At 71.0% G+C, this 25,582-nt stretch carries 27 protein-coding genes and 1 tRNA gene; 11 read left to right on the plus strand and 17 right to left on the minus strand.

Annotation, left to right across the window (positions count from 1 at the left end):
* Positions 1-85 precede the first annotated feature (85 nt).
* Entirely contained in the window at positions 86-607 is a 522-nt protein-coding gene (locus TBR22_RS07290) for an SRPBCC family protein (RefSeq protein ID WP_239492306.1), read from the plus strand.
* A 12-nt stretch (positions 608-619) separates the two neighbouring features.
* On the opposite strand, the gene TBR22_RS07295 is transcribed toward TBR22_RS07290, so the two are convergent.
* The gene (locus TBR22_RS07295) at positions 620-922 is read right to left on the minus strand and encodes a hypothetical protein (RefSeq protein WP_239492307.1); all 303 of its coding nucleotides are present in this window, start codon (positions 920-922) and stop codon (positions 620-622) included.
* A 57-nt stretch (positions 923-979) separates the two neighbouring features.
* Between TBR22_RS07295 and TBR22_RS07300 the strand changes: the two genes are divergently transcribed.
* Positions 980-1,903, plus strand: coding sequence for a DUF1080 domain-containing protein (locus tag TBR22_RS07300; protein ID WP_239492308.1), 924 nt, complete (start codon positions 980-982; stop codon positions 1,901-1,903).
* A gap of 23 nt (positions 1,904-1,926) precedes the next feature.
* Here the strand turns inward: TBR22_RS07300 and TBR22_RS07305 are convergent, their stop codons facing one another.
* The 4 genes from TBR22_RS07305 to TBR22_RS07320 form a co-directional block, all read right to left on the minus strand.
* Entirely contained in the window at positions 1,927-2,724 is a 798-nt protein-coding gene (locus tag TBR22_RS07305) for a DUF1080 domain-containing protein (RefSeq protein ID WP_239492309.1), read from the minus strand.
* A 60-nt stretch (positions 2,725-2,784) separates the two neighbouring features.
* Positions 2,785-3,174 carry a hypothetical protein gene (locus TBR22_RS07310; RefSeq protein ID WP_239492310.1) on the minus strand — a complete coding sequence of 130 codons (390 nt, stop codon included), beginning with the start codon at positions 3,172-3,174 and terminating at the stop codon, positions 2,785-2,787.
* Between the two features lie 54 nt (positions 3,175-3,228).
* The gene (locus TBR22_RS07315) at positions 3,229-3,432 is read right to left on the minus strand and encodes a hypothetical protein (RefSeq protein WP_239492311.1); all 204 of its coding nucleotides are present in this window, start codon (positions 3,430-3,432) and stop codon (positions 3,229-3,231) included.
* Positions 3,433-3,522: 90 nt separating this feature from the next.
* Complete coding sequence (locus tag TBR22_RS07320) at positions 3,523-4,215, minus strand: hypothetical protein (RefSeq protein WP_239492312.1); 693 nt, start codon at positions 4,213-4,215, stop codon at positions 3,523-3,525.
* A 108-nt stretch (positions 4,216-4,323) separates the two neighbouring features.
* Between TBR22_RS07320 and TBR22_RS07325 the strand changes: the two genes are divergently transcribed.
* The gene (locus TBR22_RS07325) at positions 4,324-6,039 is read left to right on the plus strand and encodes a CRTAC1 family protein (protein WP_239492313.1); all 1,716 of its coding nucleotides are present in this window, start codon (positions 4,324-4,326) and stop codon (positions 6,037-6,039) included.
* A gap of 4 nt (positions 6,040-6,043) precedes the next feature.
* Here the strand turns inward: TBR22_RS07325 and TBR22_RS07330 are convergent, their stop codons facing one another.
* Positions 6,044-6,553, minus strand: a complete 510-nt coding sequence (locus tag TBR22_RS07330) for a hypothetical protein (RefSeq protein WP_239492314.1) — start codon at positions 6,551-6,553, stop codon at positions 6,044-6,046.
* A 186-nt stretch (positions 6,554-6,739) separates the two neighbouring features.
* Here TBR22_RS07330 and TBR22_RS07335 point away from each other — a divergent pair, with 186 nt between their 5' ends.
* Positions 6,740-7,651 (plus strand): DUF4234 domain-containing protein, encoded by a 912-nt coding sequence (locus tag TBR22_RS07335; RefSeq protein ID WP_239492315.1) that lies wholly within the window; start codon positions 6,740-6,742, stop codon positions 7,649-7,651.
* A gap of 6 nt (positions 7,652-7,657) precedes the next feature.
* Here TBR22_RS07335 and TBR22_RS07340 read toward each other — a convergent pair whose 3' ends face one another.
* Positions 7,658-8,119, minus strand: coding sequence for a hypothetical protein (locus tag TBR22_RS07340; RefSeq protein WP_239492316.1), 462 nt, complete (start codon positions 8,117-8,119; stop codon positions 7,658-7,660).
* Positions 8,120-8,229: 110 nt separating this feature from the next.
* Between TBR22_RS07340 and TBR22_RS07345 the strand changes: the two genes are divergently transcribed.
* Together TBR22_RS07345 and TBR22_RS07350 are read left to right on the plus strand one after the other, a co-directional pair.
* Positions 8,230-9,564, plus strand: coding sequence for a hypothetical protein (locus TBR22_RS07345; protein ID WP_239492317.1), 1,335 nt, complete (start codon positions 8,230-8,232; stop codon positions 9,562-9,564).
* A 36-nt stretch (positions 9,565-9,600) separates the two neighbouring features.
* A complete protein-coding gene (locus TBR22_RS07350; RefSeq protein ID WP_239492318.1) occupies positions 9,601-11,313 on the plus strand; it encodes a M28 family metallopeptidase in 1,713 nt (570 codons plus the stop codon).
* Between the two features lie 55 nt (positions 11,314-11,368).
* Here TBR22_RS07350 and TBR22_RS07355 read toward each other — a convergent pair whose 3' ends face one another.
* The 3 genes from TBR22_RS07355 to murQ all read right to left on the minus strand — a co-directional run bounded on the left by TBR22_RS07355 (position 11,369) and on the right by murQ (position 15,054).
* Positions 11,369-12,409 carry a sugar phosphate isomerase/epimerase gene (locus TBR22_RS07355; protein ID WP_239492319.1) on the minus strand — a complete coding sequence of 347 codons (1,041 nt, stop codon included), beginning with the start codon at positions 12,407-12,409 and terminating at the stop codon, positions 11,369-11,371.
* 135 nt (positions 12,410-12,544) lie between these two features.
* Positions 12,545-14,020, minus strand: a complete 1,476-nt coding sequence (locus tag TBR22_RS07360; protein WP_239492320.1) for a serine hydrolase — start codon at positions 14,018-14,020, stop codon at positions 12,545-12,547.
* 128 nt (positions 14,021-14,148) lie between these two features.
* Positions 14,149-15,054 (minus strand): N-acetylmuramic acid 6-phosphate etherase, encoded by a 906-nt coding sequence (gene murQ / locus TBR22_RS07365; RefSeq protein ID WP_239492321.1) that lies wholly within the window; start codon positions 15,052-15,054, stop codon positions 14,149-14,151.
* A 135-nt stretch (positions 15,055-15,189) separates the two neighbouring features.
* Here murQ and TBR22_RS07370 point away from each other — a divergent pair, with 135 nt between their 5' ends.
* Entirely contained in the window at positions 15,190-15,690 is a 501-nt protein-coding gene (locus TBR22_RS07370; protein ID WP_239492322.1) for a (2Fe-2S)-binding protein, read from the plus strand.
* Positions 15,687-17,813, plus strand: a complete 2,127-nt coding sequence (locus TBR22_RS07375; protein WP_239492323.1) for a xanthine dehydrogenase family protein — start codon at positions 15,687-15,689, stop codon at positions 17,811-17,813. The genes TBR22_RS07370 and TBR22_RS07375 overlap by 4 nt, the downstream gene beginning before the upstream one ends.
* A gap of 108 nt (positions 17,814-17,921) precedes the next feature.
* On the opposite strand, the gene TBR22_RS07380 is transcribed toward TBR22_RS07375, so the two are convergent.
* The 7 genes from TBR22_RS07380 to TBR22_RS07410 form a co-directional block, all read right to left on the minus strand.
* On the minus strand, positions 17,922-18,449 hold the full coding sequence (locus TBR22_RS07380) for an Hsp20/alpha crystallin family protein (RefSeq protein ID WP_239492324.1): 528 nt from the start codon (positions 18,447-18,449) through the stop codon (positions 17,922-17,924).
* Between the two features lie 173 nt (positions 18,450-18,622).
* Positions 18,623-19,402 (minus strand): molybdopterin-dependent oxidoreductase, encoded by a 780-nt coding sequence (locus tag TBR22_RS07385; RefSeq protein ID WP_239492325.1) that lies wholly within the window; start codon positions 19,400-19,402, stop codon positions 18,623-18,625.
* A 4-nt stretch (positions 19,403-19,406) separates the two neighbouring features.
* A complete protein-coding gene (locus tag TBR22_RS07390; RefSeq protein WP_239492326.1) occupies positions 19,407-20,153 on the minus strand; it encodes a cytochrome b/b6 domain-containing protein in 747 nt (248 codons plus the stop codon).
* Between the two features lie 58 nt (positions 20,154-20,211).
* The gene (locus TBR22_RS07395) at positions 20,212-20,826 is read right to left on the minus strand and encodes a YdeI family protein (RefSeq protein ID WP_239492327.1); all 615 of its coding nucleotides are present in this window, start codon (positions 20,824-20,826) and stop codon (positions 20,212-20,214) included.
* 107 nt (positions 20,827-20,933) lie between these two features.
* On the minus strand, positions 20,934-21,530 hold the full coding sequence (locus TBR22_RS07400) for a hypothetical protein (RefSeq protein WP_239492328.1): 597 nt from the start codon (positions 21,528-21,530) through the stop codon (positions 20,934-20,936).
* A 43-nt stretch (positions 21,531-21,573) separates the two neighbouring features.
* Positions 21,574-22,740 (minus strand): MFS transporter, encoded by a 1,167-nt coding sequence (locus TBR22_RS07405; protein ID WP_239493480.1) that lies wholly within the window; start codon positions 22,738-22,740, stop codon positions 21,574-21,576.
* A 43-nt stretch (positions 22,741-22,783) separates the two neighbouring features.
* Positions 22,784-23,251, minus strand: a complete 468-nt coding sequence (locus tag TBR22_RS07410) for a DUF1203 domain-containing protein (protein WP_239492329.1) — start codon at positions 23,249-23,251, stop codon at positions 22,784-22,786.
* A gap of 166 nt (positions 23,252-23,417) precedes the next feature.
* Between TBR22_RS07410 and TBR22_RS07415 the strand changes: the two genes are divergently transcribed.
* The 3 genes from TBR22_RS07415 (at position 23,418) to TBR22_RS07425 (ending at position 25,581) form a co-directional block, all read left to right on the plus strand.
* Positions 23,418-24,071, plus strand: a complete 654-nt coding sequence (locus tag TBR22_RS07415) for a DUF6766 family protein (RefSeq protein WP_239492330.1) — start codon at positions 23,418-23,420, stop codon at positions 24,069-24,071.
* 43 nt (positions 24,072-24,114) lie between these two features.
* Positions 24,115-24,191, plus strand: a tRNA-Pro gene (locus tag TBR22_RS07420).
* A gap of 349 nt (positions 24,192-24,540) precedes the next feature.
* A complete protein-coding gene (locus TBR22_RS07425; protein WP_239492331.1) occupies positions 24,541-25,581 on the plus strand; it encodes a PAS domain-containing protein in 1,041 nt (346 codons plus the stop codon).
* Position 25,582 lies beyond the last annotated feature (1 nt).

Raw genomic sequence — 25,582 nt, forward strand, 5'->3', positions numbered from 1 at the left:
GTCGTCCGAGCGATGACTCCGGCCGTCATGGGCCGTCTCTCTGGCAGGATGTCGGATCACCCGACACATGCACGAGGACTCAGCAATGACCCGGACCCCATCGGCTCGCCCGTTCGTCTTCGACCCGGCGCTCGACCTCGAGATCGAGCGCGTCGTGCCCGTATCCGCTTCCCACCTGTGGCGCGGCTGGACCGATCCCGAGACGCTCAAGCAGTGGTTCTGCCCGCGGCCCTGGCGCGTGACCCACTCGGAGATCGACCTGCGCCCGGGCGGGCGCTTCTTCAACGTCATGGAAGGGCCAGCCGGCGAGCGGCACGAGCGGCACGAACTGCTCGGGTCGTTCCTCGAGATCGTGCCGGAACGGCGCCTCGTCTTCACGGGCCTGCTGGGGCCCGACTTCCGCCCGCTGCCGGCGCCCCCTGGCGTCCCCCTGTTCACGGGCCTGGTGCTGCTCGAGCCGCTGCCGGATGACCAGACCCGCTACATCGCACGTGCCATGCACGCCGACACGGCGGCGCGCGATGCCCACGCCGCCATGGGCTTTCACCAGGGCTGGAACGCCGCGCTCGATCAGCTTGTGGAACTGGCCACGGCGTCGCGCCGCTGACCGCCGGTCGAGTCACCCGTCGCCGTCCGGACCCGCGCCGGCGGCAGGCGGCCGCGTGAGGTCGGAAGTGGCTTCGGATGCAGGGCGGGGCACGCCGTGCCCCGCATCCTGATACCCCCACTCCTGCCCGGGCTCGAGATCCCTGATGGTCACCGACGTGTCGCGCAACACGACGACGACCATCCACGGCACAAGCACGAGACCCAGCCCGCTGACCAGCTGTACCGCGCCGGGCAACAGGCCCAGGCTCGCGAGCGCCGTGTTGGCGACGAGCAACAGGGTGACGATGAGGACGACGCGCGGCGCATTGACCATGCGAGCAGGCGCTGCAAGGCCCGCGCCCGCCAGGTGTCGTGTACTGTGATGGACCTCATGCGACGCCGCGCCGCCCTGACCGTGCTCGCGTCAGCCGTCATTGGCGGCGAGGCGGCAGGACGTGCGATCACGTCCGTATGCGGAGTGGTCCCGGGCCCAGGTGCCCGAAACCAGGCGCCCGGGGAGGACTGGACCCCGCTGTTCAACGGCCGCGATCTCTCCGGCTGGGACACCTTCCTGGGCAAGCCACATGCCTCGTCGGAGTACCCCGGCCTGGCGCGCGCTGCCGACGGCACGTACACGGACGTGGTCGGCGTCAACCGCGATCCGCGCCGCGTGTTCTCGGTGGTCGAGGTCGATGGCGGCGCCGCGATCCGCATCTCCGGCGAGACCTACGGCGGCCTCATCAGCCAGGCCGAGTACGGCGACTACCACCTGCGACTCGAGTTCAAGTGGGGCACGAGGCGATGGCCTCCACGGCCAGAGCAGCCACGGGACACCGGCTGTTGCTACCACTCGGTGGGACCGCACGGCGCCAGCTATGGCTTCTGGATGAAGTCCTTCGAGTTCCAGATACAGGAGGGCGACGTCGGCGACTTCTACAGCCTGGCCGGCGTCATCGTCGACGTCCGGGGGACGCCCGTCGATCCGGCCGATCCCAGGAGTGACATCGTGTACGGTCCGGGCGCGCCGCGCATCAGCGGCACGCGCAACCGCGTCATCAAGGCCGCCACGGTGGAGAAGCCGGCAGGCGAGTGGAACACGCTCGACCTCTACTGCCTCGGGCAGCAGAGCGTCCACGTCGTGAACGGGCACCGGCAGGTCGTGCTGTCGGGGCTGCGGCACGTGATCGAGGGCCGCGAGGCGCCGCTGACCCGCGGCAGGCTGCAGTTGCAGTCGGAAGCGGCGGAGGTCTTCTTCCGCAACATCGCGATTCGGAGGATCTCGGCCGTCGCGATGGCCGCGTTGCTGGAAGGGTAGGGGCGGGATGGGACAACGCAACCTTACCTGATGACCAGGGGGCGCAGCGGTCGCACATGGATGTTGCGGTAGGCGATCGGCCCATGGTCGCCCTGCAACATCAGGGGGCCCTCCGGTGACTCCGCCCGCTCGATGGCCGAGCGCGTCGGCCCAGGGACGTCGATGTCGGTCTGCACCAACTGCCCGTTGAGCAGCACGCGAAGGAACCGCGCCGGCTGCAGCTTCCGCCCGGACGCGTCGAACCGCGGGGCCCGGAACCACGCCTGGTACGACTGCCACTCGCCTGGCCGGCGAGCGGCATTCACCCGCGGCCCCGACCCGCCGACGCCCTTGCCGTCGATCCACTGGTGGTAGATGCCGCCCAGGTCGCCGTAGGTGAGCGGCTCGGGCTTGCCGAAGCTGTCGAGAATCTGCATCTCGTAGAGCCCCTGCAGGTAGACACCGGAGTTGGAGCCCTTCGGCAGCATGAACTCGAGGTAGAGCTCGACGTCGCCGAACGTGCGCGAGGTGCAGAGATTGGCGGTCTTGCCGGTCGGGCCGTTCAGGATCACACCGCCGTTGCCGCCGAGGCCGGAAAGCGCCGCTGGTGCGAGCGCGCCGTCGTAGCGGATGGCGCGCACCGCGCGCCACGCATTGGCGGCCGTCGCGTCGCAGGCCTGCCATCCGGCGAGCGACGTGCCGTCGAGCAGCGGCTCCCACCCGTCTTCGAGCAGGAACGGCGGATCGCCGTGCGCCTCCCCATCCTGGATGGGCGAGGGCGTCGGCGCCGTCGACGGCGCCTGCGACAGCAGCGCGAGCACGAGGATCAGCAAGGCACGCATGCGCGGGAGTGTACACGTCCCACCGAGCCCTGGCCGGCCCCACGCGTCGCGTGAGCGGCGTCACGCCACGACAGGCGTGCTCCTGGCGCGTGCCGCATGGGCGTCACGAACGGCGCCCATCAGGGCCACGGCCGTGAACGGAGACGCCAACACGTGGACGTGATGATCGCGCAGGAGGTCGGCCGTCTCCACCGGCGAGGTCGACAGCACCACCACGCCGATGCCGACCAGCGCCCGCGACGCCAGCAGCGACAGCAGCGGCCCGCCGGCCGGTCCATGCACCGGCGCGAGTCGCCACACCACGACTTCGGGCTCGTTCGCCTTCAGTTGCGGCCCGATGGCCCCACCACTGTCGGCCTGGCAGTCGAGCGGGACGACCCGACAGCCGAGGACGAACAGCGTGGCACTCAACAGGCACTGGCCGTCCTTGTCGGCGTCGACGACGCCCACGGCGACGGCCGGTAATGGCGGACGCGCGACTATGACGCGAGGCATGTGCCGGGCTCAGTCCCGGCCGCGATGGATGGCTTCACTCATCGTCACGGGGGCCGGGGCGGAGACCACCCAGAGGCCTGCGGGAAGGGCGAGGCCGACCACGCACCAGGTCAGCCAGCCGGACGCCGTCTCCGGGGTGAACGTGAGGCACAGGACCACGGCGACGAGGAGCCAGGAGGCAGCGAGGGCGAGGCGGAAATTTCCACGAGTCATGACACCCACCCTAGCAGGCGGCTGGACTTGCCGCTGTGCTGTCCGGTACAGCGTCTGTCGCCCAGTCGCGGGTTTCGTGTCGCGGGCCCGTCACGGCTTGAAGGCCGACTTGTTCTTCGCGCGCTCGTCCTGCAGTGCCGCGGCTTCCGCCGTCCGTGCGGCCGCCCGCCGGGCCGGCGCCTCGGTGGCATCCTGCGAGATCGCGGCCGCGGTACCGCGCTGCGCGTCGGCGCCGAGCGCGATCGAACGCACCACCAGGCGCAGGTCCTCGTACGGCCCCCGAACCAGCGTCATCGTCGCGTCCGGGTCGGCCCAGTGGCCGAGGACGGTCGTTCCCGCAGCGCTGCCGATCGGCAACTGGGGGCGCGTTGTCGCGGCCGCGGCGCCATACACCGCCTCGACCCCGGCGATCAGGTCGGGGGTGGTGAGACCGCCGACCCGCACGCGGTCGTAGTCCACCGTCATCTGGTACAGCCGTCCATCGACGAAGCCGAACGTGATCGTCTTGACCGGATCGACCGCCTCCCCTGAGCTCGCGTACGGCGTGTGCCACTCCAGTTGCTGGATCAACGCCGGCCGATCGTGGATGGTCTTCACATCGGCGGGGCGCGCCCTGGTCAGGGTGAGCACGTCGGCCACCGCACTGCCGAGCGCGAAACCGCGGTAGCGGGACACGGCTTCGGCGTGGAGGGTGGGCGCGGTCGCCCCGAGGACACAGAGTGCGGGGACGAGGAGGCGGGTGGCGGCACGCAGGCCGCGACGAGTGGAAAGGGACGGCACCATGCGTCCAGCATGGGCCGCCGGCCGCCGCGGCGCTGTCCCGGACGATACAGACGGGCGCCGGCAGGCACGGTCGGGCGGCCAGAAGTGACGCCCGTCGTAGGATGCACCATGCCTCAACGGTGCCTGTCCGGTCACGTCCTGATGCTCGGTGCCAGCCTGGCCGTCGTGCTCCAGGCGACGCCCGGGACGCCACGGCGGGTGCGACTCACCGACGTGACAGCGGCCTCGCGCATCACGGCGAGGAACGACACGGGGCGACCGGATCGCAAGGACTACATCTTCGAAGTGAAGGGCGGCGGCGTCGGGGCCTTCGACTACGACGGCGACGGCTGGGTGGACCTGGTGTTCTCACGCGGGTCGTCGATGGAGCAGTGGCGCCGGGGCGACAACCCCGGACCCGCGCTCTACCGCAACCGGCGTGACGGCACCTTCGAAGACGTCACGCGCAGGGCCGGACTCGACCGCGGCGGCTGGGGCGTTGGCGTGGCCGTGGCCGACTACGACAACGACGGGTGGCCCGACCTCTACCTGACGAACCTGGGCCCGGACGTCCTCTACCGCAACAACGGCAACGGCACCTTCACCGACGTCACCGAGCGGGCGGGCATCCGAGCCCCCGGATGGAGTTCGTCGGCCGCCTTCGGCGACTTCGACGGGGACGGCCACCTCGATCTCTACGTCGCGGCCTACCTCGATGTCGGGCCCGACGCGCTTCCCCAGGACCGCGCGGGTGGCAGTTGCAGCTACGTCGGCGCGCCCGTGCTGTGCGGTCCGCGCGGGCTTCCCGGCGCGAGAGACCTCTACTTCCACAACGATGGCGACGGCACGTTCACCGAGCAGTCAGAGGCGTCTGGCGCCTCCGACGAGAAGCGCTACTTCGGCCTCGGCGTGGTCACCGCCGACGTCGACGGCGACCGCGACCTCGACATCTACGTCGGCAACGACGCGACGCCGAACTACCTCTTCGTGAATCGTGGGAACGGTCGCTTCGACGAACGCGGGTTCGAGAGCGGCACTGCGGTGAGCGGCGACGGCAACGAGCAGGCCAGCATGGGCGTCGATGCGGCCGATTACGACAACGACGGCAGACTCGACCTCTACGCGACCCACTTCGCCAACGACTACAGCACCCTGTACCGCAACCTGGGCGACCTCCTGTTCGAGGACGTCACGGTCCGCGCCCACCTGCGTGCGCCGGCCTGGGCGTTCGTGAAGTGGGGGACGGCCTTCCTCGATCTCGATCAGGACGGCTGGAAGGATCTCGTCCACGTCAACGGCCACGTCTACCCGCACCTGCGTGGCAGCGCTGGCAAGGAGACCTACGAGCAACCGGCGCTCACCGTCTACCTCAACGACCGCGACGGCACTTTCCGCGACGCGTCGGAGGAGGCCGGACCCGACGCGACGACGCGCGTGGTCGGCCGTGGCCTGGCCTACGCCGACCTCGACAACGACGGCGATCTCGACGTGGTGGTGGCTTGTCTGGACGCGAGGCCCATCGTGCTGCGCAACGATGGCGCGCCGGGGCGTTGGCTGATGCTGCGCGCCGTGGGACGCTCCGGGAACCGGGACGCCATCGGGGCGCGGATCACCGTGCGCACCGGGACGCGGACGCAGGTGTGGGAGGTCAAGCGCACCGTCGGGATCTACTCCGCCAGCGACCCGCGTGCGCACTTCGGGTTCGGCGAGGCACCGAAGGCCGACGTGGTGCGCGTCGAGTGGCCGGGCGGCAAGGTGGACGAGTTCCGCGACGTCCCGGCCGGCCGTCACTATCTCGTGGACGAAGCGAAGGGGCTCTCGCCCGAGCCCCTCCGCGGTCGGTGATCGCCTACTTGACGTCGACCCAGTGGCGGCCGACGTACAGACGGCCGTTCAGCACCTGGAGCGGCACGGGACGGGGCAGGGCGGCGTCCCACTGGGCCGGCACCTGGACGACCTTGTCGCCGCCGACGTCATAGATCACCAGGGTGCCCGGACCTTCCGGCGGCGTGCCCTTCTGCAGGCCGAAGCCGTAGGCGCCGGTGCCGACGGCGGCGCCGCCGATCGAGGTCTTCCGCTCGAGGATCAGCATCCCGGCGTACTTCTGCTGGATGTCGGTGCTGTACCCGCTGGTGTCGAGCAGGCCGAACACCATCCGCTTGCCGTCGGCGCCCTTGAGGACCACCGTGTTGCGCTTCTGGGCCGGGATCGCGTTGCCCTCGAGATAGAAGTCCTTCACGGCGGCCGCGTCGAACGCCTTCCCGGCGAGCTTCTCCTGGGCGTGGACGGGCACGGGGGCGAGGGTGACCAGGGCTGCGACCGCGACGGCCAGCGGGGCCGACCAGATGACCTTGAACATCACGTCTCCTTCGATGAGTCGCCGCCCTTCTGGCGCCTCGGGGACGGGGCGGCGAAGGAGGGCGGCACCATTATGGCCCTCGCCCCTGAACTGCCCGCGTCCGGCGCAGTTCAGTTAAGATGCCGGGAAACCCCAGCACACCACACCCTCCCGAGGTGTTGCTGCCATCGCGTTGCGAGGCGCAGCATGTCCGAGTCCGTCATCGATCCCGTGCCGCAGGCGCCTGCGCCTGGCGAGGTCGTCGCCGAGCCGCCCGCCGCGGCCGTCCCGTTCTTCCTGGTGGGCGTCCCGAAGTTCGTCGTCCTGTCCCTGCTCACCTTCGGGCTCTACCAGCTGCTCTGGTGGTACCGACACTGGGTACGCCTGCGTGACGTCGGCGGGGAGGACGTGTGGCCCGTGCCGCGCACTGTCTTCGCGAACGTGTTCGCGTACTTCTTCTTCGACCGCGTGAACGAGGAGGCCGACCGCCAACTCACCCCGACGCTGCTGTCGCCGCCCCTGCTCGCGGTCGCCTACTTCGTGGCGCTGACGAGCGGTTACCTGGGCGCGCCCGACTGGGTGCCGGTCGTGGCGCCCGTGCTCCTGCTGGCGTATGCGCAATCGGTCATCAACGCGCTCCCCACCGTGCAGGGGCTACCGGGCCAGGCGCGCAATACGCGGTTCACCCTGCGCAACGTCGGCGGCGTAGTGGGGTGCGTCGTGCTCCTCGTGCTCTTCGCCCTGATGAGCCAGTCGACGCCTGCCAGGCCGGACGCAGACGCGGCGGTGTCGCTCGACACGGTCGTCGAGCAGTTGAACCGCGACCTGCCGCAGACGGTGTCGGGCGGCCTCACCATGGAACGGGTCGAGGGCGATGCCGGCGGTCTCGTCGTGTTCGTGCGCCTCACGCAGGTCGAGGTACGTGAGGCCGTCAACGCCGACGTCGTCGGCAGGGCGCAGCGGCAACTGCTCGAGATGGCCTGCGCCAGCGAGGGCATCGAGCGGATGGCGCTCGATGGTGGCGTGCCGCTGCGCTACACACTCGTGGACAAGGCGCACACGGCGTTCGCGTCGATGCACATCACGTCGCGCGCCCAGTGCAGCGCCCTCGGCGACTGAGCGCCGTCAGAAGTTGAACAGGTCGTCGAACGCCTTCTTGGCGCTCGAGGTGCTCGAGGGCGCGACCGACGAGGACGTCTCGCGTTCCCACGAGGCGCGCACCGCGAAAAGCGTGCAGTCGTTGGCCGCGTCCTTGGGCGACACCCGCGCGGGGATCTTCTGCTGGCACTCGAACGTCGCGCTCGTGTCGAAGTGCGCGCACTGCACGCATGCGTGGAGTGCCTGCCCGCACTTGCCGCACGTGCTGAGCGACAGGATGGCCGGGTCGACGGGCGCCCCGCAGCGGGCGCACTTGACGACCTCGTGGTAGCCCATGAGGTTCGGGTTGCGCGCGCCCTCCGACGACAGTCGGCGCGTGGCTGCCGGCGCCCCGGGCTGTGGCGCCGGGCGGCTGGTGCGCTCCGGTTGGCGCCCGCGGTCGCGGTCGTCGTCCTGGTAGCCGCGTTGACGGTACTTGCGATCAGACATGGTGTGCCTCGTGGGTGCGCAGGCCGCGCGCTCCCGCCTCCCGGACGCGCCGACGTCGCGCACGCCTCCGGGGGCCGGTGATGTATGGTGCACCGAAACGACGATTCCCGATGCGCACTCTGCTGCGGCCCTGCGCCGCGTCCCTGCTCCTGCTCGTCCTCGCGGCCGGCGCCCTCGCGCAGCCGACCCGCATCGACGTCGTCACGCCCCTGGCGCCCGACCTGGCGGCGTTCGGCCCGCAGGCGGTCGGCGTCCGCACGATCACTGCCGTGGATCGTCAGCGCCCGGACGTCCTGCGGGCGAAGGAGGGCGAGCCGACGCCGCGCTACGACCGGCGGTTCGTCCTCGAGGTCTGGTACCCGGCCTCGCTCGCCCCGGGGCAGGCGCCCGGCGGCACGTACAAGACCGTGTCTCGTGATCCATCGGTTGCGGTCACGCTACGGGGACGGGCGGTGCGCGATGCGTCGATCGTCGGGGCGGGCGGACCCTTTCCGCTGGTCATCCTGTCGCACGGCTATCCGGGCAGCCGCTACCTCCTGAGCCACCTCGGCGAGAACCTCGCCAGCAAGGGTTTCGTCGTCGTGTCGATCGACCACGCCGACAGCACCTACGACGACCAGCAGGCCTTCGCCAGCACCTTGTACAACCGTCCCTTCGATCAATTGTTCGTCCTCGACGAGATGGCGCGGCTCGGCGCGGCCGGGTCCGGCAGTTTCCTGGCCGGGCGCCTCGACGCGACGCGCACCGGCATCGTCGGCTACTCGATGGGCGGATACGGCCTGATCAACGTCATCGGCGGTGGCTACAGCGAGACGAGCCAGACGATGCGTGGCGCGCCACCCAACCGCCTGCTGGCCGCGCGCGCGGCCAGCAACGCCGCCTATCGCGCGTCGATCGACCCACGCGTCAAGGCCGCCATCGCCATCGGGCCGTGGGGCATGCAGGCGGGCCTGTGGGACGCCGCCGGGCTGGCCGGCATCCGCACGCCGGTCCTGTTCGTGGCCGGCAGCGTCGACGACATCTCCGGCTACGCCAGGGGCGTGCGCGCCATGTTCGAGGGCGCGGTCAACGCCGATCGCTACCTGCTCACGTTCGTGAACGCCAACCACAACGCCGCGGCGCCCCACGAGGCGCCCGCCGAGACGCTCGATGCCACGGGGCGGGCGGTGGTGGGCTTCACGCAGCACGCCGACCCGGTGTGGGACAGCGTGCGCATGAACAACATCCTGCAGCACTTCGCCACCGCCTACTTCGACCGTCACCTGAAGGGTGACCAGGGCAGGCAGGCCTACTTCGACGTGCTCCCGAAGGGCAGCGAGGCCGTGTACGCCGTGGACCGCGACGGCGTGCCGCAGCCGGCCCATACCTACTGGAAAGGCTTCAAGCGGGGAACCGCGGTCGGTCTGATCCTCGAGCACCTCCCGCCCGGCCCGGACGGCCGGTAGTTGCGGGCGGCAGCGGCACGCTAGGATGGGCCCACGATGAAACACACCGTTGCGCTCCTGTTCCTGCCATTGGCGCTGGCTGCTGCGTGCAGCCGCGAACCCGCGCCGGCCGCCCCGGCATCCGCACCGACGGCGGCTCGTCCCACACCGCTCGCCGACCTGCCGGCCGTCGATGGTGCGCGCCTGCTCGAGCAGATTCGCGCGCTGTCTTCCGACGAGTTCCAGGGGCGCAAGCCGGGAACGGAGGGCGAGGTACGGACCGTGGCGTACCTCGAGCAGCAGTTCAAGGCGCTGGGGCTGCAGCCCGGCAACACCGACGGCACGTACGTGCAGGACGTGCGCCTGGTGGGCCTGACGCCCGCGCAGAAGCGGCCCTTCACCGTGACGGGGGGCGGCAAGAGGGCGACGTTCGCCTGGCGTGACGAAGTCGTGGCGTGGAGCAAGCACGTCGCCGACACCGCCAGCATCGAGAACTCCGAGTTGCTGTTCGTCGGCTATGGCGTCACGGCGCCCGAGTTCGACTGGAACGACTTCAAGGACGTCGACATCAAGGGCAAGACGATCGTCGTGCTCGTCAACGACCCGCAGGTGCCCTCGGCGACCGATCCGACGACGCTCGACGACAACGTCTTCGGTGGCCGCGCCATGACCTACTACGGCCGCTGGACCTACAAGTACGAGGAGGCCGCGCGCCGTGGCGCGGCCGGCGTGCTCATCGTCCACGAGACCGGCCCGGCGGGCTACCCGTTCTCGGTGGTGCAGGGCAACCTCGGCGAGCGCCTCGACCTGGTGCGCGAGGACAAGGGGATGAGCCGGGCCAGCATCGAGGGCTGGCTGTCGCTCGACGCCGCCCGGAAGCTGATGGCGATGGCCGGGCAGGACCTCGACGCGCTGAAGAAGCAGGCGCTCACCCGCAGCTTCCGGCCCGTCCCGCTCGGCCTGTCGGCCTCGATGACGATCGGGACGACGGCCCGGACGATGGCGTCGAAGAACGTGCTGGCGAAGCTGGAGGGCAGCGACCCCGCGCTGAAGGACGAGTACGTCATCTACACGGCGCACTGGGACCACTTCGGCGTCGGCGAACCCGTCGACGGCGACCGCATCTACAACGGCGCGCTGGACAACGCGTCAGGCACGGCGCTGGTGCTCGAACTGGCCCGCGCTTTCACGCAGGTCACGCCGAAGCCGAGGCGGTCGGTGGTGTTCCTGCTGGTCACGGCCGAGGAGCAGGGCCTGCTGGGCTCGGCGTACTACGCGGAATACCCGGTGTATCCGCTCGCCAAGACCGTAGCGGTCGTCAACATCGACGGCATCAACCAGTGGGGCCGCACCAGGGATCTCACCGTGATCGGCCTGGGCGCCTCGCAACTCGACGACTACCTGCGTGAGGCGGCCACCGAGCAGGGGCGGACGCTGCGCCCTGATCCTGAATCGGAGAAGGGGTACTACTACCGCTCCGACCACTTCAACTTCGCCAAGAAGGGCGTGCCGGCCCTGTACCTCGACAGCGGCATCGAGTATGTCGGCAAGGACGCCAGCTACGGCACGCAGAAGCGCGACGAGTACACCAACCGCGACTACCACAGCCCGTCCGACGAGGTGAAGGAGGACTGGGACCTGACCGGGGCCGTCGAGGACGCGCGCGTGTTGTTCGCGGTGGGCTATCGGGTGGCCAACGCGGCGACCTGGCCGGAGTGGGCGCCGGGCAACGAGTTCCGCGCCGCCCGCGAGCAGATGCGCAGGCCGTGAACGGGCCGCGAGGGCTCGCCGCCTGGTGGCGGGACGAGCCCTCGCGCCGCAGACGTCAGGCGAGCACGCGCCGGCAGAACTCGACGCAGGAGCGCACTTCTGCCACCGGATCCGAGGTGGCCGGCACCTCGTATTCCATCTCGATCGTCGCCGGCATCCGGTACTTGTTCTTGCTGACGGTCTGCAGGATGCGCTGGATTGGCGTGTCGCCCTGGCCCCACGGCACATTGGCGCCGCCGTTCTCCTTCGACTTGCGGTCCTTCAGGTGGAAGCTGCAGATGCGGTCGTGGAACTTCTCGAGGAAGACCACCGGGTCGCCGCTGCCGGCCGCCACGTAGTGCCCGAAGTCGACGTTGGCCATGTTGGCCTTCGACACCGCGAACGCCTCGTCGAAGGCGGTGAGCGTGCCCTGCAGGTGCGTGTGGTAGCCCACGTACACCTTCTTCTTCTCGCCCCACGCGCCGAGCCGCTTCAGCACCGCGCCGTCGGTGGACAGCTCCAGCGTCGTGTGATTCGCGCCCAGGGCCTCCGCCACGCTGAACACGTACTCGAGTTCCTCGTCGGACATGTTCGGCGCCAGCATCTTCGTCGCGTAGATGGTGACGCCCGCGTCGTTGTACATCTTGCGGAGCGCCTTGAACTTGTCCATCGACTGCGACAGGCGCCAGGCCTTGAGGTCGGCCGCGTACTTCTCGCGCGCCGCGACCTCCTCGGGCGTGAGCTGACGACGCATGCCGGGACCGCCTGGCCCAGCGGGCGTGGGCGGGGCGCCAGCGGCGGCAGGTCCGGCCGGGCGAGCCGCCGGGGGCGGCGCGGGACGGAACGGCATCGCCGGCGCGCCCGCGAACGACTCGATGGGACCACCCATCAACTCCACGGCGCTGATGCCGGAGTCGAGGATGTACTTGAGCGTCGCCTCCGCGCTCTGGTCCTTCATGGCGCGGTAGCTGTAGGTGATGGTACCGACCTGCACGCCCTTGATCAGCGAGTTGGGCTTCGCGGCCGCAAACGCACTGCGCAGGGCACCTTCGCCGAGCAGCGCCCCGGGAACTGTGGCGATGGCCAGCTTGCCGAACTCACGACGGGTGACACTCATTGCGCGAACCTCCAGCGATTCGGAAGGCCCCATTCTAATGCCGGCAATGCCGGACATGCCGCAAGCCTTCGATGCGGCCGGCGGGATCCGGGCGCGCGGCGCCCTCGCGCCGATCGACCCGCTGCGCGGCGAGCCCTAGCCGGGCAGGTGCACGGCGTCGACGATGGCGCGCACCGCCTTGTCGAACAGCCGCATGCCCACCGTGTCGCCACGCATGTGCCCGAGCCGGACGATCACGAGGTCGCGCGACGGGATGATCACCACCCGCTGCCCGCCAGCGCCGGCCATCCAGTAGGCGTCGGGCGGCGCATCGAGTTCCTTCGTGCCGTTGATCCAGAACAACCCGCCGTAGCGGGGCGTCGCCCAGCCCGGCGCCGGCGTGCTGACCAACCGCGCGAAGCCCTCGGGCAGCAGCCGCGTCCCCTGCCACACGCCGTCCTGCGCGTACAACAGCCCCAGCCGCGCCCAGTTGCGCACCGTGCCGTAGTCGAATCCGCTCAGCACGAAGTTGCCGTACGCATCGGGCTCCAGCACCTGCCGCCGGATGCCGATCCGATCGAAGAGCGCCCGCTGCGGCCACGTGAGGTACTCCTCGCCCCGTGCCTCCACGACCTGCCGCACGATCGCGCCGAGGGTGATCGGATCGCAGTTGCGATAGCGCCCCTCGGTGCCGGGCTCGAACTGCAGCGGCCGACTGGTGGCGAAGCGGAAGACGTCGATCGCTCCCGTGTAGATGAGGACGTGCGGCGGATAGCCGTCGCGCTCGGGCGCGTAGTCGGCATCGCCGGGCGAGGCGCAGCGCAAGCCGCTGCTCATGCGCATCAGGTGGCTGATCGTGATCGCCCGTCTCGGGTCGCCAGGCGCCTGCCACGCCTCGACCGGAGCCGGGGCGTCGAGCGACAGCGCGCCCTCCCTGATCAGCACCCCGACCAGCGTCGCCGTGAGGCTCTTGCCCATCGACCAGCTCTCGAGCTGCGTGTCGGCCGTCGCGCCGAGGGCGTACCGCTCGGCGACGATGCGTCCCCGGTGCAGGACCAGCATGCCGGCCGTGAGCGCCTCGGGGTCGGAGAAGGCGAGCGCGACACCAGCGTCGATGCCACGCCTGTCGAGGTCGGTCGGCCACGGCGCGTCCGGCACGACGTCGCCCATCGGCCACCGCTGCGTCCTCGCGTCCGGCAGCGTCGTCGTCACCGCGGTCGGCGTGAAGAACACCGAGTCGGTGCCCTCGGGGTGGATGACGCAGCCCTGATCGCCATAGAAGCCGGCCGTCCGCGTCACCAGCCCGCGCACCGTGACGCGCACGACCTTGCGCTGGCGATCGACCATCGTCGTCACGTGGTCGCGCTCGGCCTCGGGCGTGAGGAAGAACGCGCTGTTGCGGCGCGCCTCGGCCTCCTCGCGCCCGGAGACGAAGATCGCCGAGCACAGGATCTTGGCGTACCCCGCTGCGCCGAGCGTGAGTGGCGTGTCGCGCGGCGAGAAGCCGCCGGTGGCGGCAGGATTCAGCGTGGTCGGATCGGGGCGAACCTGGCCGGCCGGTGTCGCCGTCCAGGTGAGGGCGGCGCCAAGGGCCAGCGGCAGGACGAACGAGGCGATCGGGATACGACGCATGCGGCACATCTCCACAGCGGGAGGGCGAACGGCGAACGCAGAACGAGGAGACGACCAGCCCCCTGGATCTGAAAGGGTCTCTGAGCCCTGAGCCCTGAGCCCTGAGTCGAGAGCCCTGAGCCGTGCCGTCAGCCTTCCTGTCCCAGCGACGCGATGGCCCTGTCGATCACGCCCCCTGCACTGGCCAGCGCCTCGGCGGCGCGCTCGCGGGTGCAGCCCGACTTGACCATCACGACTGCCGTCGCGACGTCGCCCCCGCCGGCCTCGAGGGCGGTCGTGGCCGCCGCCTCGTCCAGCCCCGTCTCCGACTGCAGGATGCGCACCGCGCGTGCCTGCAGCTTGCTGTTGCGCGCCCGCATGTTGGTCATGCGGTTGCCGCGCACGTATCCCAACTGGATCATCGCCGTCGTCGAGATCATGTTGAGCACGAGCTTCTGCGCCGTGCCGGCCTTCATGCGGGTCGAACCCGCGACCACTTCCGGGCCGACGACCGGCACGATCGGCACGTCGACCGCCTGGGTGATCGCCGAGCCCGGCACGCAGGTGACCGCCACGGTGAACGCGCCGATCGACCGGGCGTGCGCGACGGCGCCGATCGTGTACGGCGTCCGCCCCGAGGCGGCGATGCCGACGACGACGTCCGCGGCGGTCACGCCACGCGCCGCGAGGTCGCGCGCCCCGGCCTCGCCGTCGTCCTCCGACGCCTCGACGGCCCGCCAGCACGCCTCGTAGCCGCCGGCGATCAGGCCCTGCACGAGCTCGGCCGGGACGCCGTAGGTGGGCGGGCATTCGGACGCGTCGAGCACACCCAGGCGCCCCGACGTGCCCGTCCCGACGTAGATGATCCGGCCGCCCTGCCGCAGGCGCGCCACCACGCCCTCGACGGCCCGCGTGATGCTGGGCAACTCCCGCCGGACCGCCGCAGGCACCCCGTGGTCCTCGTCGTTGATGAGCGCCAGGGTGTCGGCGATCGACAGCGTGTCGAGCCCGCGCGAGCGCTCGTTCTCCTGCTCGGTGATCGGGAGGTCGGACATGACGGGACGAGTCTATCAATGCCGCGGCGTGTCGGCAGGCGGCAGGCGGCAGTCCAGGTGTCCGATGCCCGGTGCCCGGTGCCCGGTGCCCGATGCCCGGCTCCTGTGATATGACGCACGAGAGAGTCGACCACCATGCCCACCTACACGCTCCGCATCAACGGCAAGGCCCACGACGTCGAGGCCGAGCCGGACGACACCCTCCTTTCGGTCCTGCGCGACGACCTCGACATGACCGGTTCGCGCTACGGGTGCGGCGAGGGGCAGTGCGGCTCGTGCACGGTGCTGGTCGACAACCGCGCGATGCGTTCGTGCGTGGCCAAGGTCAGCGCCGTCACCAAGGCGCAGATCGTCACCATCGAGGGCCTCGCGACCGGCGACACGCTGCACCCGGTGCAGCAGGCGTTCCTCGAGGTCGAGGCCTTCCAGTGCGGCTACTGCACGTCGGGCATGGTGATGGCCACCGTGGCGCTGCTGCGAACCAACCCCTCGCCCACCGAGGCCGACATCGTCAAGGCCCTCGACCGCAACGTGTGCCGGTGCGGCACGTACCCGCGCATCGTGAAGGCGGTCAAGCTCGCCGCCGAGCGCCTGCGCGGGGCGACGCCGGCCACCGCCCAGGAGGCCCGGCGATGAACCCGCGGCGCGACGAGACGATCGAGGTCGAGCGGTACGAACTGGCCGCGCCGCCCACCTACGTCTTCGAGATGGAGCGGCGGACGTTCCTCGCCATCTTCGGCGTCCTGGGCAGCGGCCTGCTCGTCGCCGCGACGCAGGCGCACGCGCAGGAGTCCGGCGGGCAAGCGGGCTCGCGCAGCCTGCCCACCGACGTCAAGGCCTGGGTGCACGTCGGCGAGGACGGGCGCGTCACCGGCTACACCGGCAAGACCGAGATCGGGCAGAACATCCGCACCTCGCTCGCGCAGGCGATCGCCGACGAGTTGCACGTGCCGCTCGATCGCGTGTCGCTGGTGATGGCCGACACCGACCTGGTGCCCTTCGACCAGGGCACCTTCGGATCGCTCTCCACGCCCCGCATGGCGCCCGTGCTGGCGCGGGCGGCGGTCACCGCGCGCGAGATGCTGATCGACCGCGCGGCCGCGCGCCTCGGCGCACCGCGGGCGTCGCTGTCGTGCGCCGACGGCCGGATCAGCGGCGCCGGCAGGTCGGTGGCCTTCGGGGAACTGGTCAAGGGCGCGCAGCTGACCGGCGCCGTGCCGGCTGACGCGCCGCTGATGCCGCGCAGCGCCTGGCAGGTGCGCGGCACGGCCGCGAAGAAGGTCGATGGCCGCAGCTTCGTCACCGGCGCGCACCGCTACACGCCCGACCTGACGCGCCCCGGCATGGTCCACGGGCGCGTCCTGCGGCCGAAGGGCTACGCCGGGACGCTCACCTCGCTCGACGACAGTGCCGCAAGGGCGATCGACGGCGTCACCGTCGTCCGTGACGGCAGCTTCGCCGGGGTGGTCGCGCCGAGCGCCCGGGTGGCGCGACGCGCGGCGGCCGCGGTCAAGGCCGAGTGGACCGTGCCTGCCGACCTGCCTTCCTCGATGACGGTGTACGACCACCTCAAGGCGACCGGTTCGGCCGCCTCGGCCGGCAGGGGAGCGGCGCCGACACAGGTGGGCGATCCGGCCCGGGCTCGCGCTTCGGCGGCCCGGTCGTTCACGGCCTCGTACCGCATCCCCTACATCGCGCACGTCCCGCTCGAGCCCCGTGCCGCCGTCGCCGAGTGGACCGGCGACAAGCTCACCGTGTGGACCGGGACGCAGCGCCCCTTCGGCGTGCGCGCCGAGCTCGCCACGGCGTTCCGGGTCCCCGAGGAGCGCGTGCGAGTGATCGTGCCCGACACCGGGTCGGCATACGGCGGCAAGCACACGGGCGAGTGCGCCGTCGAAGCCGCGCGCCTCGCGAAGGCCGTCGGCAAGCCCGTCAAGGTCGTCTACTCGCGGCCCGAGGAGTTCTCGTTCGGCTACCTGCGCCCGGCGGGTGTGATCGACGTCGCCGCTGCCGTCGACGCCAACGGGACGCTGGTCGCCTGGGAGTTCGACAACTGGAACTCCGGCGGGGCGGGGCTCGCGACGCCCTACGACGTGCCGAACGTGCGCACGCAGTTCCACCAGTGCGACTCGCCGCTGCGGCAGGGCTCCTATCGAGGCCTGGCGTCGACGGCCAATCACTTCGCGCGCGAGATGCACATGGACGCGATTGCGCGGGCGCTCGGCGTCGATGCCGTGGAGTTCCGCGTGCGCCATCTCGCCGGCAACGAGCGGGTGCGCGCGGTGCTGCAGGCGGCCGCGAAGGCCGCGGGCTGGCCGACGCCGTCGGCGGCGGGGCGAGGACTGGGCATCGCCTGTGGCACCGACAAGGGCAGCTACATCGCCACGGCGGCCGAGGTGAGCCGCGTCGACAACATCATCAAGGTCGAGAGGCTGGTCGTGGCGTTCGAGTGTGGCGCCATCGTCAACCCCGACGGCGTCCGCAACCAGGTGGAGGGCTCGATCGTGCAGGGTCTCGGCGGCGCCCTGTTCGAGGCGATCGCGTTCGCCAACGGCGTCATCACCAACGGCAACATGGCGTCGTATCGCGTCCCGCGGTTCCGCGACGTGCCGCCGATCGAGCTGGTGATGCTCGATCGGCCGGATCTGCCATCGGTCGGCGCCGGCGAGACGCCCATCGTGTGCGTGGCGCCGGCGATCGGGTCGGCGGCGCGTGCGCTGGGCACGGTGAACGACGCCATGCCCGTGCGCTTCGCCTGATCGGCACGGCCGGCCCCTGACAGCCGGTGGTCCTGCGCGAGCCTGGCCGTCGCCGACCCTGTGGGAATTTCAGCCGGGGTGCGGAAAGCTTCGCACCCCGGCACGTGGTCACTTGGTGACCGGGACGGGCTCGGTGATGGGCAGCTGCCGGGTCGCCGGCGCGGTCGGCGCCGCAATCTCGAACGCCACCTCGAGGACGCCATCCTTGAACGTGGCCACCGCGGAGTCGGCCTTCACGACCTCCGGCAGGGCCAGCGTGCGGGAGAAGTGCCCGTAGGAGCGCTCGGTGCGGTAGTACCCGTCAGCCGTGTCGCGGCTCGATTCCCGCCGTTCCCCCTCGATCGTCAGCACGTGCTCGCCGACCTCGACCTTGATGCCCTCGCGGGTCATGCCCGGCAGGTCGGCGCGGAAGAACAACTTGCCGTCCTTCTCCTGCACTTCGACGGCCGGCAACCAGCCGGCGTGGGCCGTCTCGAACAGCCGCGAGGCGAGCGGCCAGCGACCGACGCCCATGCCGACATCATTGAAGAAGCTTTCGATGTCGTCGCTCAGCGCGCGCATCAGGCTGTAGGGCGTGCGGGTGGTGATGGCCGACGTCGCCTTCGGCGTCGGGCGCGCAACGGTGGTGGTGGCCATATGAGTCCCTCCGGTGTCGGCCCACCGGCACGCCGCTGCCCACGCGCGTGGCGTCGCTGCCAGCTGCGGGGCGCTCGGTGCGTCCACGGGGCCACCCTGGACGGATGCATCAGGCGTGCCTGTGCGGCGCCGCCGCCGGGGCCGACGGCCGCGCCTCGATTGCGAACTCCGGCTCAGATGCCCACGTACCAGGACCAGCCGTTCTGGATGTTGCCGGCCCGCCCGTGGTCGTCGAACGTGTCGGTGACGACAATGCGGTCGAGGAACTTGAGGCTCTTGTACCCGAGTTGCCGTTCGACGCGCAGGCGCAGCGGGCCACCATGCGGAACCGGCAAGGGCCGGCCGTTCATCGCGTACGCGAGCAGGGTCTGCGGGTGCAGGGCGTCCACCATGTCGATGCCGTCGGCCCAGCCGTCGAAGGCGTGGAACTGCACGAATCGGGCACTGGGCAGCGTCCCGGCGGCGGCGAGCACGTGCGACAGGGCGACGCCCGTCCATTCCGCGATGGCCGACCAGCCTTCCTCGCACGTGTGCCGCGTGATCTGGGTGCGGCTCGGGTAGCGGCGCAGCGCCTCCAGCGTGTAGGTGCCAGGACGCGCGACACGGCCCTCGACCTTCAACGCGAACTCGCGGAACTCCGTGGCGCGCAGCCGCCCGTAGCGCTCGCCGTCGGGGCCGTAGAACGGACGTGCCGGGTCGGCCGGATCGGTGGTGCCGATGGCGGGGAACGACGAGATGTCGGCCCGCGTGTACTCGCGCACCAGCGAGTCGGTCGGCAGCACCGCCCGGTGCGCCACGTAGGTGAGGTTGTCCCCGAGGCGCAGCAGGTGGCCGTACGTCGGCGGGAGCTCGCGTCCCGCGCAGCCCTGGACGAGCAACCCGCCGGCCAGGCCGCCGGCCCCCGTGAGTGCGGCGCGCAGCACGTCGCGCCTGCTGGGAATGTGTCTGGGCATGCGGTCAGCCTCCGATCGTCATCGCGCGGACCTGCCGGCGGAAACCCGTGGCGATCACCATCGCCAGGTGCACGAGCGCAAACGCCACCAGGGCCGCCCACGTCCCGAAGTGGATCGTGCGTGCCGACTGCATGCCGCCGAACAGCGTGAGCAGCGACGGGACGGCCGCAGTGACCGCCGGGGACATGGCGAGGCCGGTGAGGGCGGCGAGCGGGACCAGTCCGAACACCACGGCCGAGTACGCCCACTTCTGCAGCGTGCCGTACGGCGCGCCCGCGCCGCCCGCGACCTCGAGGCGTACGTGCCGCCGCACGTCCTCGGCGATGCGCGCCGGCCGGAGATCGTCGGCGGTCGGCACGACGCGCCGCCGCAGGTGGCCGGTGAGGACGCCGAGCCCGACGTAGGCGACACCAGCCGCGACCAGCGTCCACGCCGCCAGGAAGTGAAGGCTGCGACCCCAGGAATTCTGGTTGAAGATCTCGTAGGTGCGACTGGCCGTCACCGGCGACCCCGGGCCCGGCGTGAACGGCGTGGCCGGCGTCCATCCGCCGTGACGGTGGTTGCGGCTGATGGGCAGTTCGATCAGCGCCGGCGTGAGGTCGTTGCCGACCTCGCCCCAGTACAGGCGCGGGTGCGCCATGAGGATGACCACGCCGGTGAACGCGAGCAGCGCGATGCTCAGGGCGGCAATCCAGTGCGTGCAGCGCATCCACACGGGGTGGCGCGCCACGGACGGAGCGGCGGGTGTCATGGCTGTGGTGCCCGATGGTACGCCCGGTGGGCGGCGGGCGCCAGCACGAGTCCTCGGGTCAGTCCTTGCGCGGCTTCTGTGGTACCGGTGTTTCGCCGCGCGCGAGCATGTCGACGAGGCTGGCGATCTTCCTGGCCCGGCCGGCCGCCGTGCGCATGGTGGTGACGCGGAACGTGAGCGCGAAGAGGTTCTGCTTGCCGAGCGTGCGGAAGGTGGCGAGCGCCCGCGGGTTGGCGTCGATCGCGGCGCGCAGGTCGGGCGGGATGGTCTCGGCCGAGCCGGCGCGGACCGGCGCGTAGGCGGCGTCCCATCGGCCGTCCGCCTTGGCGGCGTCCACCTGACGCTGGCCGTGCGGCGTCATGCGGCCAGCCGCCGTGAGCCTGGCGATGTGCTCGCGATTGACCTGGCTCCAGAGGCTCTTCGGCCGGCGCGGCGTGTAGCGCTGCAGGTACGACACCTCGTCGAGTCCACGCCTGAGCCCGTCGATCCAGCCCCAGCAGAGGGCGACGTCGAGCGCCTCGCCGATGGTGATGGACGGGATTCCGGAGCCCTTCTTGTAGACGCGAATCCAGATCTCGTCCGCGCGGTCGTGGTGCTTGCGCATCCAGGTCTCGAACGCGGCGGCGGTGCGGAACGACTTCTCCTGGCCTGGCGCGGGGGTGAGGGGCGGCATGGGCGGGACCATGGTAATGCGGCGATGCCGCGACGCCGACCGCCGAAGGACGAAGGGGTGCCCACATGCGCGGCGGCGCCGCGGCCAGGCGCACGGTGGCCGACGCGCTATCGGAAAGGAACGCCGAACGCCGAACGTGGGTGCCGGCCCGCTCCGGACGCAGGCGTCGGATCAGGGCACGCCAGAGAGGTCGGCTGCGCCTGGGTGGCGAGGCGCACGCAACGTTGCAGCAGGGCGAGTTGCTCATCGCGCACCGACTCACTGTCCCGGCACAGCCGGAGGTGCCGGCCGTCGGCCAGGGTCACGCTGATCGTGTAGGTCGTGTACGACTGGCTGCCCGACTCGCTGGAGTAGCGGCCGGCCTCGAAGGGCGCGACCTGCGCGTACGGCACCGTTTGCACGGGCCGGCCTGCGGCGTCCTCGAAGGTGAGCGTGCGCGACAGGTTGTCGAAGCGCAGCACGGGCGGTCGGCGTGGGCGTCGCCACATCGCCCACCCGCCGCCCGCGGCGCCGAGGGCCAGCGCGAACAGGCCGTAGGCCCAGACGCGATCGGCGACCTCGCCCTGCCAGAGCGCCTGACCGCCGAAGACGGTCAGCAGGACGGCGGCGGCCGCAAACGGCAGCACCGCGAGCACCTGCGTGTCCGGGTCGCCCGCAAAGCGCGCCCCCGTGGCATCGGCATGTTGGAGCGTGTAGTCGTACACGCCCGCATTCTAGGGGCATCGCGCCCGGCGCGTGCGGCATCACTCATGACGTTCGCGCTCCCATCACTCCCGCGAGGGCGAGGGTGGCGAATGCGGCGCCGGTGAGGAACGTGGCTGGCGCGCCCCACCGCGCCCAGAGCGCGCCGGCGATCACGCTGGCGAGTAGCAGCGACACACCGCTGGCGAGATTGAAGACGCCGAAGGCGGTGCCTCGGAGGTCCGCCGGCGCGGCGTCGGCCACCATCGCCGCGAACAGCCCCTGTGTCAGTCCCATGTGCACCCCCCACAGCACCACGCCGGGCAGCATCGCCATCCAGTCGATCGCGCCAGCGAGGATCAGGTCGGCGCCGACGAGTGCGAGCAGGCCCCAGGCCAGGAGGGTGCGCCGCGACAGCCGGTCCGCCAGCCGACCCGCTGGATAGGCCGTGGCCGCATAGGTGACGTTCATCAGCACCATCACGAGCGGGATCAGGGCCGCGCGAACGCCGGCGTGCTGGGCGCGCAGCACCAGGAAGGCCTCGCTGAACCGCGCCAGGGTGAAGACCGCGCCGACGCCGACCACGCCCCAGTAGCGGGCGGGCAGGCGCGCCAGGGCCGCGAGGCGAACCGGCGGCGGGCTGCCAGGCGCGTGTTCACGGGCCGGCTCCCGGACGCCGATCACCAGCAGCGCGACCGCCAGGGCCGCCGGCACGACCGACACCCAGAAGATCGCCCGGAAGTCGCCACGCCAGTGCAGCATCAGCACCACGGCCACGAGTGGCCCGAGGAAGGCGCCCGTGGTGTCGAGCGACTGGCGCAAGCCGAAGGCCGCGCCCCTGGCTCCCGGTGGCGCCAGGTCGGCCACCAGCGCGTCGCGTGGTGCCCCGCGCACCCCCTTGCCGACGCGATCGACCAGGCGCGCCGCCAGGACCATGCCGCTCCCGCTCGCGAGCGCGAACAGCGGCTTGGTCACGGCACTCAGCGCATACCCGCCGACGGTGAGGCCCTTCCTCGAGCCGAGGCGATCGCTCAACGCTCCGGAGAACACCTTGGCGATGAGGGCCGTGGACTCGGCCAGCCCCTCGAGCACGCCGACGGCGAGCACGCTCGCGCCGAGCGTGTCGACGAGGAAGAGCGGCAGCAGCGCGTGGACCATCTCCGACGAGATGTCCATCAGCATGCTCACGAGTCCGAGGACCCAGATGGCTGCCGGCAGGCGCGTCCGCGGCATGTGACTCACGCCTGCATCATCCTCCGATCGCGTGTCGCGTGCCTCAGGCGCGCTCGATGCGCGCCGCGTAGCAGCCGCGCACGGCGTAGTGCGCCTGCACGTAGCTGACGCGCGGATCGTCGAGCAGCGCGAGGATCGGGCCCTCGGCGTCGGCGCCCGAGACCAGGGTCGCGTCGACCATCATGTGTGCCGTGTCGAAGGCCCGCAGCGACAGCGGACGGTGCTGCATCACCTCCGGCAGGCGCCCTACCGTCTCGGCTGCCCGCTCGGCCCCCTCACGCACGAAGATCGCGTGACTGGCGCGGTACGGCGAATCGCCGGGCTGGTGCACGTAGTTCAGCAGGAGGGCCGTCTCTCCGGGCTGCAGGTCACGCAATTCGACGCGGTCGGGAAATCCCGGCGTGCGGTCGACGATGTAGCGGCGTGCGTTGTGGGTCGCGAGCGCCTCGTCGGAGAGGTGATAGAGGTGGCGGAAGGGCGAGGGGTCCAGGCCGATGACACGGTAGCTCATGACGTCTCCAGTCGAAGGAGACGCCACTCTAGCGAGCGGGCGGCGCGGGTCGCACTCCGGTTTGTGCCGCCGGTTCGATCGACACGACGGTGCAGGGCGCGACGGCGGGAGAACGAATCGCGCGCATCAGCTTGCGCTTGGCGCGACATGCGCGCGTCATTGAAGGATGGACTGGCTGCGACAACGCTCCCTGACGCTGGTGATGATGGCCCTCTTCGCCATCTGCGCGGTGGCGCAGGTGCTGACCGGCTGGCACGAGTACAACGCGAGCCAGGCCGACCACGGGGCCGCGATGGTCACCCTTGGCGGCTACTTCGCGACGGGGCATCTGTGGGAGGCGTTGTTCGAGAACTGGGAGAGCGAGTTCCTGCAGATGGCCGCCTTCGTGGTGCTCACCACGCGCCTGGTCCAGCGGGGCTCGCCCGAGTCGCGCCGTCCGGGCGTGGTGGAGCCGTTCGACGCCGACCCGCGACGCTTCCGCGAGATGCCGGGCGCGCCGTGGCCGGTGCGCAAGGGCGGGCTCTGGCTCCGGCTCTACGAGTCGTCGCTCGGCCTCGCGTTCGTGCTGCTGTTCCTGGTGTCGTGGATCGGCCACGCCTTGGGCGGCTTCTTCGAGTTCCGGCACGACCAGCTGGCGCACGGCGGCCCCTCGCCCGACCTGCTGGAGTACCTGTCGTCGCCGCGCTTCTGGTTCGAGTCGTTCCAGAACTGGCAGAGCGAGTTCCTGGCGATCGCGGCCATGGTCTGGTTGTCGGTGTACCTGCGGCAGCGGGGATCGCCCGAATCCAAGCCGGTACACGCCAGCCACGACGAGAGCTGACGGGTGGACGGTCACGAGGCAGTGGTACGATTTCGACTCCGGTCGGGGCGTAGCTCAGCCTGGTAGAGCGCTCGCTTTGGGAGCGAGAAGTCGCAGGTTCGAATCCTGTCGCCCCGACCATCCTCACTGCGTTCGTCTGGTCGGCGCGACCGCCTTCAGGCCCGCGGCTCCGCCTGCGGCTCGCCGTCGGGCTCAAATCCTGTCGCCCCCGCACCGTTGCTCGCCTGCGGCTCGCTCGGTCTCTGCGTCTTCAGGGGCACGCCGTCGGGTTCGAATCCTGTCGCCCACACCGTTGCTCGGCTGCGTCTCGCTCGGTCCGGCATTCCCGGCAGTTCCGCATCGTCGCATCGCGGCATGCGGCATCGCCCCCACGTCACCTGACCTGCGACCATTGGTGCGCTGACGAACGGCTGAGCCCGAGGCGGCGGGCTTTCGGTAGAATCGGCAACGCCTCCCCAAGGTCGCCGCCATGCCGCTGCACTCATCTGCAGGATTGGCCACGCTCGTGGCGCACCTGTCCGAGGCCATCCTGGTCACGGACACGCACCAGCGCGTCACCCAATACCTCGGTCAGGCAGAACGCCTCTATGGCTGGCCTGCCGACCACGTGATCGGCCGCGCGCTCAGCGACCTGCCGCGAACGTACCCCGAGGGTGATGGCGACCTCTTCATGGCGCGGATGGCGGCCGCCGAGGAGGCGCGCGTCGTGATGCGCTGCCAGCGCCAGGACGGCACCTGCGTCGACCTCGACGTGGTCGTGACGCCCTTGCGCGACCAGTCGGGCGCCTTCATCGGGTGGCTCTCGGTGGCCCGCGACGTCACGCAGCGCCTCGAACTGCAGCAGCAGCTCCGCGCCGCGCACGGCCAGCTCGCCGACATGGCCTTCGGCGCCGATGACGGCTACTGGGACTGGCACCTGCCGTCGGGCCAGGTGAGCCGCGATCGTCGCTGGGCCGAGATGCTCGGATACCGCCACGACGAGCTGCCACCCGACGCTGCAGTCTGGATCGACCTGCTGCATCCCGACGACGCGACGACCGCGATGCCTGCTCTCGAGGCGCACCTGCAGGGACGCACGCCCAGGTACGAGTCGGAGCACCGCCTCCGGCACAGGAACGGGCACTGGGTCTGGGTGCACGATCGCGGCAAGATCGTGCAGCGCGACGCGACCGGCGCGCCGGTGCGCCTGGCCGGCGCCCACACCGACACCACGGCGCGCAAGGTGATGGAGCACACCCTGCGTGAACGCGAGTCCGAGCTGCGCGCGGCGCTCGCGAGCAACGAGGCGCTCGTGGCCGACCTCCGCGCGGCCCTCGACCGGGTGAAGACGCTGTCGGCCCTGCTGCCACTCTGCATGCACTGCCGCCGCGTCCGCGACGATGCCGGCTACTGGGCGCAGATCGAGGAGTACCTCGCCCTCCACACCGAGACGTCGTTCAGCCACGGCATCTGCCCCGAGTGCCTGAAGGCGCATTATCCCGAGTACCCGCAACCCGGGGCGGGGCCATGAG

The organism is Luteitalea sp. TBR-22, from assembly GCF_016865485.1.
Classification (GTDB): Bacteria; Acidobacteriota; Vicinamibacteria; order Vicinamibacterales; family Vicinamibacteraceae; genus Luteitalea.